At 58.5% G+C, this 15,510-nt stretch carries 9 protein-coding genes and 1 pseudogene; 7 read left to right on the forward strand and 3 right to left on the reverse strand.

Going from position 1 to position 15,510, the window contains the following annotated elements:
- Positions 1-380: 380 nt before the first annotated feature.
- The 3 genes from AC0L3N_RS18090 to AC0L3N_RS18100 form a co-directional block, all read right to left on the reverse strand.
- Entirely contained in the window at positions 381-3,737 is a 3,357-nt protein-coding gene (locus tag AC0L3N_RS18090; RefSeq protein ID WP_473548893.1) for an adenylate/guanylate cyclase domain-containing protein, read from the reverse strand.
- Positions 3,738-4,912: 1,175 nt separating this feature from the next.
- Positions 4,913-5,107: a helix-turn-helix domain-containing protein gene (locus AC0L3N_RS18095; protein WP_473549009.1), complete on the reverse strand. Its 195-nt coding sequence runs from the start codon at positions 5,105-5,107 to the stop codon at positions 4,913-4,915.
- 551 nt (positions 5,108-5,658) lie between these two features.
- Positions 5,659-6,165: a hypothetical protein gene (locus tag AC0L3N_RS18100; protein WP_473549021.1), complete on the reverse strand. Its 507-nt coding sequence runs from the start codon at positions 6,163-6,165 to the stop codon at positions 5,659-5,661.
- Here AC0L3N_RS18100 and AC0L3N_RS18105 point away from each other — a divergent pair.
- The 7 genes and pseudogenes from AC0L3N_RS18105 (at position 6,064) to asnB (ending at position 15,409) form a co-directional block, all read left to right on the forward strand.
- A pseudogene (locus AC0L3N_RS18105) lies at positions 6,064-7,088 on the forward strand (IS110 family RNA-guided transposase). The gene AC0L3N_RS18100 and the pseudogene AC0L3N_RS18105 overlap by 102 nt on opposite strands.
- Before the next feature lie 443 nt (positions 7,089-7,531).
- Entirely contained in the window at positions 7,532-7,747 is a 216-nt protein-coding gene (locus tag AC0L3N_RS18110) for a helix-turn-helix domain-containing protein (protein WP_473549011.1), read from the forward strand.
- Positions 7,748-7,847: 100 nt separating this feature from the next.
- Positions 7,848-8,114: a CHAD domain-containing protein gene (locus tag AC0L3N_RS18115; RefSeq protein ID WP_473548894.1), complete on the forward strand. Its 267-nt coding sequence runs from the start codon at positions 7,848-7,850 to the stop codon at positions 8,112-8,114.
- A gap of 1,403 nt (positions 8,115-9,517) precedes the next feature.
- Positions 9,518-10,408 carry a DMT family transporter gene (locus AC0L3N_RS18120; RefSeq protein ID WP_473548895.1) on the forward strand — a complete coding sequence of 297 codons (891 nt, stop codon included), beginning with the start codon at positions 9,518-9,520 and terminating at the stop codon, positions 10,406-10,408.
- Between the two features lie 1,093 nt (positions 10,409-11,501).
- A complete protein-coding gene (locus AC0L3N_RS18125) occupies positions 11,502-12,647 on the forward strand; it encodes an aminotransferase-like domain-containing protein (RefSeq protein ID WP_473548896.1) in 1,146 nt (381 codons plus the stop codon).
- A gap of 148 nt (positions 12,648-12,795) precedes the next feature.
- Complete coding sequence (locus AC0L3N_RS18130; protein ID WP_473548897.1) at positions 12,796-13,245, forward strand: hypothetical protein; 450 nt, start codon at positions 12,796-12,798, stop codon at positions 13,243-13,245.
- A 337-nt stretch (positions 13,246-13,582) separates the two neighbouring features.
- Positions 13,583-15,409 carry an asparagine synthase (glutamine-hydrolyzing) gene (gene asnB, locus AC0L3N_RS18135; protein ID WP_473548898.1) on the forward strand — a complete coding sequence of 609 codons (1,827 nt, stop codon included), beginning with the start codon at positions 13,583-13,585 and terminating at the stop codon, positions 15,407-15,409.
- Positions 15,410-15,510: the final 101 nt, after the last annotated feature.

Below are 15,510 nucleotides of genomic sequence, written 5' to 3' on the forward strand. Positions count from 1 at the left end.
TCTAGTCACACGGAGCGGCACGTTTCATTGTGGCATCCGCGAAATGAACCTGTGAACCAAGAACGTCCGTTCATGGCACAACCTGCTTGTCCCGATGAGCGAGGCGAACGACGGCCTTCCACCCTCTCGCGACGAAGAGCGCGTCACGAAGTCCGGCCGAACCAATTGCTCCCATTCGGCTCGGTTTGCGCCAATTGTTGCCATTCGCCTGTGGCGGAAGGAACGGCCACTCGTTGATACAGAGCGGTCGTTCGCCGCCGGAGGCGATGTGAGGTGATTTGGACCCTATTCAGACGCCCCGAAGATTAGTTCTTGTCGTCGAAACAATACAAAGAGCGAGGCGTGCTCAGTTTGATCTTGGTGGCCTTCTGAGAGTGCATCTATCTAAATTGATCGAGTAGTTCCTTTGCTTCGACGAGGTCGCGCGTATCGAGACCTTCGGTAAACCAGGCATATACAGGAGTCAGCAGGTCGCGAGCCTCTCCGTCTCGGTCCCGAGCGTGGCACAGCCGCGCCAGGCTAAGAGCCGCCCGCAACTCCAGCGATTTCGTACCTTGGTCACGAGCCAGGATCAGGGCCTTTCGGAACCAGCTTTCGGCGGTATCATCTGGGGGATTTTGTTGCAGCAGGAGTTCACCCTTGGTGCGGAACAGCTCAGGCACAAGATGTTTCGAACCGAACTCTGCGACGATAGTCAACGCCCTATCCAATAGAGGCAGTCCTTCGCTTGCCCCACCACACTCGCCGCAGGCCCGCGCCAGGACACAGAGGTTGTGTTGCAAGCCGGCTCCCGCACCCATCGCTGTGGTAGCTGCAAGTCCCTCGCGCATCTCCCGGATGCCTTCCGCCAAATGCCCCTCTTCAGCGAGTGCCCAGCCGAGTTGGAATCTGCCCTCGAACATCTCGCGCCGCAGGCCGAATTCCTTTGACAGCGCGATTGATTTGTCTAAATAGCGGCGCCCTTCGTCGGGTTCGCGCCGCAAGAGATGAAGGTCGGTGAAGTTCGACTGCGCCATCGCCATCGTGAAGGGATGAGATACTCGTTCGGCCAAGGTTACGGCTTCTTGGCAACGGACAAGGGCTTGGTCAGGATAACCGCGAAGCCAAAGCATCAGCGCAGAAAAGTTCCTACAGCAGACGCCCGGGTCGTGTCCGGTATAGATGTAAGTCAAGCGATGATCCCGATCGGGATCGTAGGTCGCGATACCATAATCTAAATGGTGTTCGGCGGCAGTGTAGTCTCCGATGTAGTATTTGGTGGCCCATTGCCGATGATGTGCCTCGAGGAGTAGGGCCTGGTCGCCGGATGCCCGCGCGAGATCCAGGCACTGAAGGCCGAGTTCGTCAGCGGCGGGCAAATTGCCGGAAATCATGTGGTACGAGGCTTCACCACAGAGCGCGACGAACAACTGGTCCGTGTCACCCAGTTTCTCGGAAAGCGTACGGGCTTCGGAGAAGGCCTGCAAGACCTCCGGCGCTGCAAAGCCCCTGGTTGCCATCATGGTCACGCCCAATGCCGTCTGGAGATGAATCTCCTGTCGCAGGCGACTCTCTGAATCCGGCAAGGACGCAACCAGTTCGATTCCCTTGCCTAAGTTGGCAATCGCCTCAGGATGGGCCGATCGTTTCAGGGCTTGTTGGCCAGCCTTTAGCCAAAAGTCGACGGCTTGCTGAGGCAGGCCGCCGGCAGCGTAGTGGTACGCCAGCGTCTCAGGTTCGGCCTCGACGATCTCGCGGAACTGCGCGTCCAGCTCTGACGCGATGCTGGCGTGGATGTGTTGCCGCCGGCTTTTCAGCAGGCTCTGATACGCGGTGTCCTGTACGAGCGCATGCTTGAACGTGTAGGTCGCCTCGGGCGGGACGCCGCGCCGAAAAACGAGTTCGGACTTTTCAAGTTGCTGCAGGAGGTCCCCGAGCCGGGCATCATCGTAACCGGTCACGGCAGCCAGCAGACGATGCTGGAAGACACGGCCGATGCAGGCGCCGATCTGTGCCACCTCCTTGACCGGGGCAAGCCGGTCGAGGCGGGCCATCAGAGAATCGTGCAGCGTTGACGGGATCGCTAGCGAGGGCAACTGGCCCGACAGGACATAGTGATCGCCTTCATCGATGAGGAGGCCGGACTCGAGAACAGTCTTCGTCAGTTCCTCGACGAACAGGGGCACGCCTTCCGTCTTGGCGAGGATCTGGTTTCTGACGTCGGCTGGCAGAGACTTGCCGCCAGTCACGCGGTCGATGATCGCTGATCCTTGGTCACGATCGAGGCGGCTAAGCGACAACGCAGTGACATACGAGAACAGGGTCCACCGTGGCTTGAACTCAGGGCGGAAGGTGATGATCAGAAGCACAGGCAGGTTCTGCAAACCGTCGATCAGCATGTCGAGCCATTCGCTGGTCGTCGGGTCGATCCAGTGGGCATCTTCAATGATCATCACGACAGGTTGTCGCGCCGCAAATCCTTCGAGCAATTGGATCAGGGCTCTCAGCGTTCGTGACTTTTGCGCCTGCGGCGTCAGCTTCAGGGGCGCATAGCGGCCAGCGGTGTCGATTGACAGCAGCTCCGCCATCAATGGTACCGTTTCGGCAATATCGGAGACAGCCTGTCGCAACAGAGTTTCGAGCTTATCGAGCTTCGTATCCGAAGTGTCGCTGTGCCCCAGTCCCGCAGCGCGCTCGAGTTGCTTCGTGACGGGATAGAGTGCGCTGTTTGTATAGTAGATGGAACAGAAGTAGCGCAACCGGGCGTGCGGCTCGGCGCTCAGTCGCTCCTCCAGCGCGGCAGTCAGCCGCGACTTGCCGATCCCCGGCTCACCCGACAACAATATAGCTTGGCCCTTTCCTGCCCGAGCCTGCTGCCAGCGTTGAAGCAGGAATTCGAGTTCCTCGGATCGTCCCACCAACGGCGTTGCAACGCCATGCAGCGCATCAAAGCGCCCTTCCGCATCTGCCTCGCCGGTGATGCGCCAGGCGGGAACGGGAGTTGCGAAGCCTTTAAGTTGCTGGTGGCCGAGATCGATCATGTCAAACAATCCGACGACCAGCCTGTGCGTGCCGCCGGCAATCACGACGGTGTTCGGCTCGGCCAGGGCCTGCAAGCGAGCCGCAAGGTTGGGCGTTTCGCCGACGACGGCCTCTTCCCGCGCTGATCCTTCGCCAACCACGTCGCCGACCACGACGAGACCGGTGGCAATGCCAACACGGGCCGCAAGGGGTTCGCCCGATGGCGTCGTCAGGCTAGCGGTTGCCGCTGCTGCCGCCAGACTCGCGCGCACTGCCCGTTCGGCATCGTCTTCATGCGCCCTGGGCCAACCGAAATAGGTGAGCACACCATCGCCCATGAGCTTGGCAACATAACCCTCGTAGCGTGCAATCTCCGCTGACACCGCACTCTGGTAGGCACGGATGACGTCGCGCATTTCCTCCGGATCGAGCCGCTGTGACAGCTCGGTCGACCCCACGAGGTCGATGAACGTCACGGTCAGCTGCCGCCGCTCGGCCTCACGTACAAGCGCGGCTGACACCGGAGCGGACACGGAACTCGCGGGCGACATGGTGTCGTCGTCCAACGCGGCAATCGCCGCCAGAACCTTGCGACGCGGGCCGACGGGTAGGCCCAGCTCCCTTAGGTCATTTTCTGTGAGATGCCGAAGCGCATCGAAATCAACTTCGTTCGCGGTGAACGCCTCAATGTACTTGTCGAGCCCGAGGCGGGCCAGCCAAGAGGCGATGTCCGGCATGATGCTAACCTCGCTGCCCGGAAACCTATCACGATCGTCGCGCGCCGGACAGTAACACTCTACGATTCATGTCTTCGTTTCGGAGCAAACACACACCCAAGGTGGCCTGAGCGAATGTCGGCTCGCAACGCTTTCCGGACCCTCAAGATCGCGAGACTGAACCGCAGCCATGGGTCACGAGTTCTGGTTGGGCCAATGTCCGGTTTCTGGAAGGATAATGGGGTCCGGAAGGTCAGGATTGGGTCATGATTTCCGGTTCGGCGGAAAGCCCGCTTCCAAGACAGGATATTGCCGCTGCGACGACCGTTGGCTCACAGATGCCGGCATTTCACGCCAGCCTAATTACCGCCGCGGCATTCTCGATCATACGTTTGACCATCCTGTTCGCACGCCGTTGCCGCCGTTCGCCGCACCTATCAGTCGGAGGCCTTCCAGCGTCGCGGTAGCCGCGCTATGTGTGGCTGAACGCAATCTGACCGACGAACAGGAGCAAGATTAGACGATAGAAAACAGGCACAAGATCGCCCTCCCCTGGCCTTGGATCGCCATCATGCGAGAACAGTCAAACTGAGTGCTGCGGGTATAGCGAAGCTCGATTGGCCCACCTCAAAGCGAAGTTGGCCATAAGTTATTGATATTGAAAAATTTTGGTGGGCCCGGAGGATGTCATATACGAATTGATTTTATTAGCTTTTTTGCGGGCCATCTCTGCAAGTCTTCCCGTATCATTCCGTACGGTCCCGCGGCGGCCAATGGGCGACGTCTGGTCCGCAGTTTCAAATCATGGACACGCAACACTCGATTCTTGCGATTGATCGAGAGAGCTATACCGAGCCTGTGGCATAACCACCCCAGATGCGCCCGGCGCTGTCTCAAGTCCGGATGGCGAAGTGCGAAGCAGATGAAAGCCTGCGGCGGTTCAGGACGCGTACGAGCCATATATGATCACGATCTACGTGGCGCTAATGGAATGCGGGCATGAGGCAGCCTTCTGCACGAAGCTTGTGGCCTTTCCGCCATCTTAATCCTCGGCGGGCGGCGCTTCCAATTAAGAAAATCACGCCGACCCGGGCTGTCCGATCGGCGGGGTTGAGGCGGAATGCTGACCTGAATCAACCCAGGCGAGAATGCTCGCGGAATGGCTCGAAACTACGCTTGGGCTCGACCTCCCTTAGTCAGGTCCTCGATCCGCCGCACGATGCGGGAAAAATAGAACGGTGCGAGATTGGTTTTCCGGCTCGTCGACGACGCGTGGACGCCCTCACGCGGTTCTTCGCGTTCTCGTATTTCTGAAGCTGTTGAAAACTGATGCCTATGGATCGGGCTAGCTCGGCCTGCGATATGTCCGACTGGAGGCGGACTGTGGCAATCTGCCTGCCGACATGCTGATCGGCAGAGTGAGGGCTGCTCCCGACTCTAGGCTTGGCCGACGTGTGGAAGAGGCGGGGATGTTCGGGTCTGCCGAGGCCTTGTGCGCTGCATCTGTAGCTATCCGGATAGAGAGTTCGCGCTGTACAGCCCCGCGAAACTCACCAAACCACCGAACGATCGGGACCGCGGTTCGTAACGCAGCGAAGCTTTAGCTCGACTCTGTCTGCCCGCTAATCCGACCTATATCATCGCGGGCCGAGCGGATTTGTGGCCAGGGAAACTCACCACTGTGTTGCGAATCCTCCCCTTCCCTAAGCACTGCATCAAGCTTAGCAGCCACACCTGCAAGGCACGTAGCGGGAGCTTCGGATAAGACTTTTAGCAACGCCTTCACGCGCTCGGCAGCCTCGTGCTTCGCGAGCAGCGTGGCCGAATAGCCAATCTCCTTATCGCGGCATCCCAGCGCGCTTGATGGGCCGCGATGTCGGCTTCAGCCTGAGCGCGGGCCGCCGCGTCCGCAGGACGAACGCTGAGCAATTCTTGAAGGACTTCAAGAGAATGAACGGCCACGCGCTCGCCATCGGACAACTGGATGGTCGAAGCCAACAGTTTCGACAAGCTTCCGCTCCAGGCGCTGCTGCTGACGGCACAGCCGTTCAGTCTGCTCGGAAGCCGCCTGCCATTTGCCCCACACCGCAACGGCGGGATCGGTCGATTGGTCCTTTTCTAAATCGTCGCGGGCAAACGCTGCTGGCTGACACGCCGCCATTGCAATTGCCGTTCCCGCAAGTACCCTCCTGCGGGTGACGATAGGCAGAGTCGTGGTAGTGTCGGAATCAGATGGGGTATTCGGCTTGTGCCCCATCCTCGACGGTGATGCAGAGGTGCTGCGCTTCAGCTGATGATAGAACGTGGTCTGCAAGACACAGCCACAAGCATCAGGAAGGAACGCGGCATGAAACACTATATCGGCCTTGATGTTTCGGTGAAGGAAACGGCCGTTTGCATTGTCGATGAATCCGGCAAGATCTGTCGTGAGGTAAAGGTGGTCAGCCACCCTGACGATCTCATTGCGGTGCTGCAGAACCGACTTGGAACGTTGAGCGGGTTGGGCTCGAGGCCGGGCCCTTGTCCCAGTGGTTATTCGAAGGGCTAGCCAGGACCGGGCTGCCGGTCATCTGCATCGAAACACGTCATGTGAAAGCATTCCTGAAGGCGCAGCCGAACAAGACGGATCGGAATGATGCGCGCGGCATAGCCCATATGATGCGAGTCAACCTGTTCCGCCCGGTGCATATCAAGACGCTGAACGTCGGGTGCTGCTGACGGCCCGCAAGATCTTGCAGGAGAAGGCGATCGCCATAGAGAACGATATCCGCGGTCTTCTACGCAACTTCGGTCTTAAGATTGGCGCCGTGGGAACGGCGAAGTTCGAGGAGCGCATCCGTGAGCTCGTCGAATGCATGCCCGATCTCGAACAGATTATGGAGCCACTGCTGGCCGCCAGGTAGGAGCTGCGCGAGGAATTTGCGCAACTGCACAGACAAGTGCTGGCGATAGCCAGGAACGATGCGACCTGCCGGCGATTGATGACGGTCCCTGGTATCGGCTCCATAGTGCGCTCGCGTATACCGCAACGATCGACATTCCACAGCGGTTCAGAAACTCCAAGGCAGTAGGGTCGATCCTGGGGCTGACACCGAAGCTCAATGAGTCTGGCGAGAGCAAGCGCGTTGGATCCATCTCGCTCAGCGGCGATGGCATGATGCGAACATTGCTCTATGAAGCGGCCCAAGTCATGCTGACGCACGTGAGGAAATGTCATGGCTGAAGGCTTGGGCGATGAACGTCGCCAAGCGGAGTGGCTTGCGCAAGGCGACAGTCGCGCTCGCACGTCGCTTGGCGATCGTCATGCACCGCATGTGGCTGGATAACACCGAGTTCCGCTGGACGCGGGACACCATGGTGTCAGCCATTTGACAGAAGGCCGGGAAGAAGAGGTAGGGAGTTCCGCCCACCGGCGGAAGCACGTCCTTCGCGGGACGATGGATGAGGTGAGTTCGCGATCATGGGCGTACCGGTCATGCCATGCTGGCCAGGACGCGAATCAGATTGTTCCGCCTTATTCTCTGACCCCATCAAGGGAAGGCCAATGGGCCGATCCCGAAGAGAAGCACGAACCCGCGAACGATGTCAGACGACGGTACGGCGGAAAAGGACAAAAGCGCTTGACCCAAAGCCGCCGAATAGAGAAGCCATGATCCGAGCTCCTAGAAGCTTAGGTTTGGTCAGGCTAGGCACAGTGCGTCAACACTGTGTCTGGCCGCGCCCCGGACCAACAGGGCCCAAGCGTATCACTGATACCTTTGGATCATAACGAAATGATCTAAAGGGATCAATAGAAATTGGTAACAGCGGCACAGATGCGGGCGGCCCGGGCGTTGATCGGTCCCTCACAAGCGGAGCTTGCCCGCAGGGCTGGCGTCTCGATTCCAACGATAAAACGCAGTGAGAGCGACAATGAGCGTGCTTCGGTCGTGTCCGCTGAAACGCTGGAGAAGATCCGTGCTGCTCTCGAGGCCGAGGGCGTAGGATTCACCAACGGCAATCATCTGGGTGTCAGATTGCGGCGACCGTGAGTGACTTCTGACCAGGCCTGCCCCACGTAATTACCCACGCCCCTTGTCAGGGGCAAGAATCCCTGAATCTGTGGGGACATGGATCGCACTGATTGCAATCGTGCGACGCTTCCCATTCGATCATGTCGCGGCAAACCTTAATCTGCTGCTCGCGGATTGCCATTCGCGCTATGCGGCGGAGTACTTCGAGCCGCTTTACAAGAGCAAGGGGGAAGCCAAACGCCATCGACGGTTCATCACGGCGATAAAGGACCTGCAGGATCAGCTCGGCAGCCTCAACGATCTCGCCACCGCCCCCGATCTGCTTCTTGAGGACGCCGCGGGAGCGCACGACGCCTTTGTTAACACGAGGCGCTTCTGGCGTTGAGGCACCATGCAGAACCAGATGGCGGCTTCCAGGCTGAATTCCGGTCTGCAATTTTATGCGACGGACTTTTGTCAACCAAAGACAGCTACGGCTGATTCGATGATGATGCCGCCATCGATGCCTTCCGGTGCATAAAGGCGGCCGTCACCAAGTGCTATGCGCTAGATAGCCGAGGTGCCGCGTCACTTCATGAGGAAGGTTCTTGGCCATGCCGGCAAGAGCGGCCGGGGGTTATCTCAGCCTTCATCGCCACCGCTTTCGCCCAGGATCCAGCAGGCCGCATTAACCGCCGTTTAGAATAAATTCACACAACTTCACAACCGCAAATCGCCGACGATGATACCTTCACGACAAGGTCCGAGATTAGGCGAGTCAAAAAGGCTGACGTTGATTTACGCTTCGTACAGAGGCACGGCATTCAACTCGGGATAGCCGGTGGCAAGAAGAGCACTCATTGAGGCAGTCCATGTCGATACAACCAATCTCGATGCCTTGATCGGCGAATGTTCCCGGCTGCGTGCGACCTATGACATTGCGGAATTACGTGCGCCAAGGAGTCGGTTTATGCAACAGTTCAGGCTCTGCCGTATTTCGGTCTAACCGGGACCACACCCTGCATCAAATTGAACGATGTTGCAAATTCACCCAACGTCAGCAGTGCCCGAAGGTGATCGTCGCCGAACATTGATGCAATTGAAAGCACGAGAGAGACGCAAGTCGGCGAGATGCCTATCTTCGTTTCCGCCTCGCAACGGAATCGCTGTTGATGCAGGAAAATATTGGAGAGACATGTTTTACAACGAGCATGGTCCAATTGCTTTCGGCTCGCCAGCTGATCGTTGAGTAAGCGGCAGAGCGAACCCCGTAGTCTCTCCACTTCCTAGTCGCTTCTTTTGCGGGCTCGTCTCTGCATGCTGCCAGTCGCTGATGCCGTCGAAAGTATTGTAATTGCGCACCAAGACGCAAGGAGTTGAGAGGGTCAGCTCACGCGGGCCGTACTGTGAGTTTTAGCAAGGATGTACAATGGTGACGAAATACAATTCGGAGGCACGAATCTCCCCGATCATCTTTGGATGCAAAAGTTGTCAGCAGTCGCGCTTTGCCCTGATTCGCCGCCAGTTTCAAAAATGCGCTTTTGAGCTCAATCTATCGTCGGCAAACGAGGTCCTAGGCTCCGATCCTTGTCGCGAAAGGAAACGTCGGTTGTTTCCGAAAAGACTGGGCTGCAGCGTAGAACCGCGGTCGGTAAATGTCCGGCGCCGGGGTCCAGGAGAGTGTCGGCGGCCAAGAAGCAGTCGGGTCGGCCGACCGTGGCAAACAAGCGGGTTGCGTGAGCCATGAGGGCGCAGGACGGTGTGCCCAGATTGATATCCCCAACGCAGTCGCCAGCGCAAGGCATCGCTATGTATGCCGGCGGTGTGTTCATCTTCTGCGTGGGGGACGCCATGATCAAATGGTTGTCGACCAACTATTCGATCGCTCAGATCGTATTTTTCCGCGCCGTTTTAGGGCTTGTTCCGACGTTGGCCATGCTACTGAGGCCGCCCGGACTGCTTTCGTTGAAGACCCGCAGGGTCGGCGCGCATCTGCTGCGCGGGCTTGTCAGCCTAGTCGGCACGTTCGGCGCGTGCTGGGCCCTGGCGATGATGCCGTTGGGCGCCGCGTACGCCATCAGCTTTGCCGCGCCAATGTTTATTACTGCCATGTCGGTCCCAATTCTGAACGAGAGTGTGGGCTTAAAGCGCTGGCTGGCGGTGCTTGTAGGCTTTGCTGGCGTCCTTATCATGATCCGACCGGGCGTCAATGGCGCTTTCGGCGGGGGCGCCATAGCGTTTGTTGCTACCGCTGCGTACGCTCTGTCGATGGTTCTGGTCCGCCTTTACAGTCGCACCGAGAGCAACGTTGCGATGATCTTTTACGGCAACGTTGTTGTCATAGCCGCAACTGGCGTTCAAATGCCTTTCGTCTGGATCATGCCGGGGTGGTCGGACGGCGGTCTTCTTGTCCTGGTCGGGCTCCTTGGTGGCGTCGGCACTCTTATGTCGGCCCAGGCCTATCGCATGGCGACGCCATCGATTGTGGTGCCGTTCCAGTATACTGGCATGATATGGGGCGTTGCGCTCAGTTTTTTTATCTGGGGTGATATACCAGACCTGTGGGCCTTTGTCGGGTCGCTCGTCCTCATCGGCAGTGGCCTTTACATCCTGCACCAGGAGATGAAAGCCAAAGCACTACCGTCGCCGCCCATAGATTTCGTTGACCCGCCCGGCGAAAGTAGGATTCGACCTCCCTGAGCGAGCTGCAGAATGCAGCGCCTCGCCCTTCGGAAGGAAGACCGGACAGACGACCCGCTTTCCCTCGCGGATTTTTACCCCCGCCGCTGCCAACACGATCCATCCCTTGTAGAACAGGCAATGGAAGACGGCAGGAAACCGACACTACTGCCGGGTTTGTCGAGTGAGCGACACGGTTGTTCGGCTTGGCTCCTGCTCCCACCATCATTCAGGTCATTGATAAATATGGAGAACACTCTTCTGAGGTTTTCCCTGCCAGTTGGCACGACTTTTGAGGCTTCCTCCTAGAAAGGCGACAGGGAGCAGCTGACCGGTTGAATCACGATTATGGAACGAAGGGAGGAAGCAGCATGTCAGATCCGCGTCAGGTGCGCATACTATCGGAAAAACGCCGCCTGCGAAATCCGGGTGCAAGCGAAGGTATATCTACGCTTCGTGACCTCATTTGCATCCGTCACCGACCGTCACATTCCTTATGGAAGCTCATGATGCGCTCTCCGCGGCGATCGCGCAGCGGGCTGGCTTCAAGACGCTTTGGGAGTCCGGCCCCTCGATCTCCTCCGCCTCGGGCCTCTTGGACCCAGGTGGTCGAGGTCATGGAACGGATGGCGGACGCGGCGGAAATTCCAATCCTCGTCGACCGAGAGAGCGCATTCAGCGAGGCGGATCTTCTGATCACCGAAAAAGGATCTTCGCGCCAAAGGGGCTTGACGGCAGTCCAGCCCCTGGCGGCGGGGGTTCTGCAGGCTGAACTTAGCAACAACAGATAGGAAACCGGTATGTTAGCGTATCGAATTTCTCTCCTTTCCGGACAGGGACCGCGCCAGCTCGTCCGTTGTTCGCGATCCTGCTGATGGCGCAGCCAGTTTTCCCGGTTGCGTCGTTTCCGACATCTTCGCGATCGCCTTCATAGGCCTCGCCATGCTGCACGTGACTGGCGCGGTTAAGGTGCCTGCGATACCGGGGCCGGGCAATTCCGATCGCAACAGTCCTCGCGATCGCGATCTCTGCTGTTTGGCATGAGAGAGTCTGACTCACCTATGCGGCAATGATGAAAACTGGTGAGCATGGAAGACGATGGGAGGTCTAGAAAATGAATAAGATAGATGTTCAATCTGGATTGTTGGTCGACAGGTGTGTCGAGGACAATGGATTGATCCGGCTTAATCTCAACCATCCCCCTCCTGTTCCCCAAACTTTCGATCAAATCTTCAAGAATGTTCTTGAAGAACTATTTCTGACAATGTCGCCTTCCAGCCTTGTAAAAACACATCGCTGGATAGGCACCGACGAGGATCGGTCGAGAGGCGCGGACTTCACGGGCCGCCGACTAGGAACACAACCGGATGCGCGCCGGGTTGTTTTGACCCATAGTACACAAGCGGCCATTCATATGATCCTCCCCGGGATTATCCCTAAAGGTCGAGCGCTTGTAGTAGAACAAATGACCTATCCGCCGGTACGAACTTTTGCCGAGCGCTACGGAATTCCGGTGATTGACGTGCCCATCGATGTCGACGGCGTTGAGCCGAATGCGTTCGAGGATGTTTGCAAGGAAGCAAACCCCGCCGCTATATATCTTTTGACGACCTATCAAAACCCTACAACCATTACGATGTCTTTGGGGCGCCGCGCGCATATCGCGGAGATCGCTAGGCGCTATTGCGTCAAGATCATTGAGGATGATGTATATAGCCTTCTAAGCCCGGTGCCCTTGACGCCGATCTCGGCAATGGTGCCGGAAATATCCTGGTATCTCTTGGGGACTGCGAAAAGTTTCGCAGCCGGGCTGAAATTGGCATATCTCGTCGCCCCTACGGCGAACGAAGCTGCCCGCGTGTTCTGGCCGGGAGTTCGTGCGACCTATTGGATGGCAACGCCGATGAGCGCTGCCTTGATGTCCGGTTTCATTCGCCGAGGCGACGATCAGGTGATCCTAACGGCCGTGAAGAACGAGCTACGCAGCCGACACAGACTTCTCGAACAAGTCCTTCGCAATTGCCGTTATGTCACGGATCCTGGCTGCCTTCACGTATGGTTTCCCTTAACCGAAGGCCCATCCAGTCGGGAATTGGCGGACGCCATTAAGAGCGATGGCGTGCAGGTCGCAGCCAGTAACTCATATGCATCTCAAACCTTTGAGCCTCCTGAGGCGATCCGAGTTGGTATCGGCAACCCGGAGACAATGGAATTGCTGGAGCACGCGCTGAAAATTGTTTCGCAATACATTCCGTCTTAACAAATAAATTAGGAGCCGAAGAGAAAGAAGATCGTGGAGCAGCATCATGCCTTGCGAAAACCTCGAAGCAAGCTCGCCACACACTCCGAGCGCTAAAATCGACTTACGGCTCATCCCTCTAGAGGAAGGAACAAACCTAAGAAGGAGAGTGCTGCGTCCCGGTATCCCTAGCTGGGAATTCCCGTTCCATCCGGCGTCCGACTTTTTTCACATGGGGGCGTTCCGGTGCCGCCAGCTTGTGTCGGTGGTTTCGTTTTTGATCGAACCAATGAAGGACGACAGCAAAGACGAGGGCCGTACTTGGCGGTTGCGCGGCATGGCGACCGAACTGAACCAACAAAGGCGCGGTATTGGCGGACTACTTCTGCAAGGCGGCCTGGCGGAAGTGACGGCGAGGAACGGCACAAGGGTTTGGTGCTATGGGCGCACGTCAGTTGAAGCGGTTTATCTCGGAAATGGGTTTCGAGCCTTGGGCAAGGCTTTTGACATCCCCGGCGTCGGGTTACATGCGCTGTATGTCAGAGATCTTATGCGCCAGTCTTTGATAAAAACGGAAATCAGCGCATCTCAGACCAATCCTAGCACTTCCCACCAGTAGAAGGAGTTCAAGACATGGGACCAATTTCGAGCAGGCCCCACGAGGCATCCGCCAATTGGGCTATCTATACAGGCCTGCCGCCTACTACCAATCGGCGCGGCCGGGCTATCCGGCCGGGGTGGTCCAAAACCTCGTCGACGCTCTGCCCGACATTTGCACACCCATAATCGCCGTCGACGTCGGATACGGCACAGGGCAGCGTGTCGGAAACCCGTCCCGATTGGTCGAGCCAACTCGAGTCGATGTGCCGCCCTTGAAGACTATCACGTGTTCCGGGCTTCGATGCCCCTGAACCCCCGAAGTTGCGCAACAAGCTACCTAGGGAAGGAGCGAAAATATGTGTGGCATCTGTGGATGGATTGATTTCGATCGTGACCTAAGAAGTCCCGACGCGCGAAGGGAGCTTGCCGACATGACGACCACCATGGCCTATCGTGGTCCGGACGACGAGGGGACTTGGATCGACGGGAATGCGGCACTGGGACACCGCCGCCTTGCGGTCATCGACATCCAGGGCGGCCGCCAGCCAATGACGCTCGAGGAGGACGGCCAACCCGCCTTGGTGCTCGTCTACGGCGGCGAGACTTACAACTATCGCGAGCTGCGTCAACGGCTCGTCGCCCTCGGCCATCGGTTCGACACGAGCAGTGACACCGAGGTGGTGCTGCACGCCCACCGCGAGTGGGGCCGACGGGACCCCTGCACTGCGGTGAGCGAACTCAACGGGATGTTCGCCTACGCACTCTGGGACACCGCCAAGCGCGAACTGCTTCTCATACGCGACCGGCTCGGCATCAAGCCGCTTTACTACTATCCCACCCAGCATGGAGTGTTGTTCGGCTCGGAGCCAAAGGCGATCCTCGCCAATGGTCTCGCGGAACGGGCCTTGGACGCCGACGGGCTTCGTCGCACCCTCTGTTGCGTCGCCGACCCGTACAACTCCGTGTTCCGTGGTATGCGTGAGGTACGGCCCGGCCACATCGTCCGCGTGACCCGCGACGGCATCCAGCAGATGACCTATTGGCAGCTCACCGACAGCGGGCACACCGACGACGTGCCTACCACAGTTCGGCGCGTCCGCGAGCTGCTCGAGGACACGGTCCAGCGGCAGCTCGTCGCCGACGTGCCGCTAGGCACGCTCTTGTCGGGCGGGCTGGACTCCTCCGTTTTGACCGCACTGGCCGCGCGCTTTAACGGCGAACGAATCCGGTCCTTCGCCCTCGACTTCGTCGGCTACACCGAGAACTTTACCGCCCACCCGAGGCACACCACACCCGACGGGCCGTACGTGCAGGAGGTTGCGAAGTTCGTCTTTACGGACCACATGGATATCACCTTGTCCGCGGACGAAGTCATGGACCCTGACGTGCGGGCCAGCACCCTCCACGCGCGCGATCTACCGTTCACTTTGGGCGACAAAGACAGCTCGCTCTATCTGCTGTTCCGGGCCATCCGGCAACACTCGACGGTGGTCCTGTCCGGGGAGTCGGCCGACGAGGTTTTCGGCGGCTACCGGTTCTTCCACGATCCCGCGCACGTTCAGGCCGAGACATTTCCCTGGTTGGACGTCGATGCCGGCTGGCAGTATCTAGATCCCGGCCTGCTCGAGAAACTCGACCTTCCCGGTTACCTCGACGAGCAGTACCGCAGGGCACTTGCGGAAGTACCCGCCCTGACCGGGCCGGCCTCGGCCGATCCCCACGAGCGTCGCATGAGAGAGGTCTGCTACCTCTCTCTAACGCACTTCCTGCCGAGGCTGCTCGACCGCAAGGATCGGATGAGCATGGCGTTGGGTCTCGAGGTACGGGTCCCCTACTGCGACCACCGCCTCGTTGAATACGTGTTCGGCTGCCCCTGGTCGCACAAGACGTTCGACAAGCGCGAGAAGAGTCTGCTGCGGGCCGCGACCGCGGACCTGCTGCCGCAGTCGGTGGTCCAGCGCGTTAAGAGCGGGTATCCAGCTATCCAGGATCCGATCTACGACAGAATGGTGCGCGCTCGGTTCACCACGCTCCTGAATGACCGGAATGCGGCAGTGGCACCACTGCTCTCCGTCGATGGCTCCCGCGCTTTGCTCAGCGCGACCGACAAGATCGGTTGGGTGGAGCATATCCTGACCCTCAACGATTTCCTGACCGACTACAATGTAAGCCTCACAGTCTGAAACGGGCGGAACACGCATTAGGAAAGATGCCTGATAAAGTGTTCGGGCTCCATGGCTAGGTCTCTCTCGCGAACTCTCCCGATTGCACAGAGTTGCAAGAC

It is taken from the genome of Mesorhizobium sp. WSM4807 (assembly GCF_055811615.1).

Excerpts from the sequence above, each read along its gene's own strand:
- AC0L3N_RS18120 (WP_473548895.1), top strand. The coding sequence starts at position 9,518 with ATGTATGCCGGCGGTGTGTTCATCTTCTGCGTGGGGGACGCCATGATC.
- AC0L3N_RS18125 (WP_473548896.1), top strand. The coding sequence starts at position 11,502 with ATGAATAAGATAGATGTTCAATCTGGATTGTTGGTCGACAGGTGTGTC.
- AC0L3N_RS18110 (WP_473549011.1), top strand. The coding sequence starts at position 7,532 with ATGCGGGCGGCCCGGGCGTTGATCGGTCCCTCACAAGCGGAGCTTGCC.
- AC0L3N_RS18090 (WP_473548893.1), bottom strand. The coding sequence starts at position 3,737 with ATGCCGGACATCGCCTCTTGGCTGGCCCGCCTCGGGCTCGACAAGTAC.
- asnB (WP_473548898.1), top strand. The coding sequence starts at position 13,583 with ATGTGTGGCATCTGTGGATGGATTGATTTCGATCGTGACCTAAGAAGT.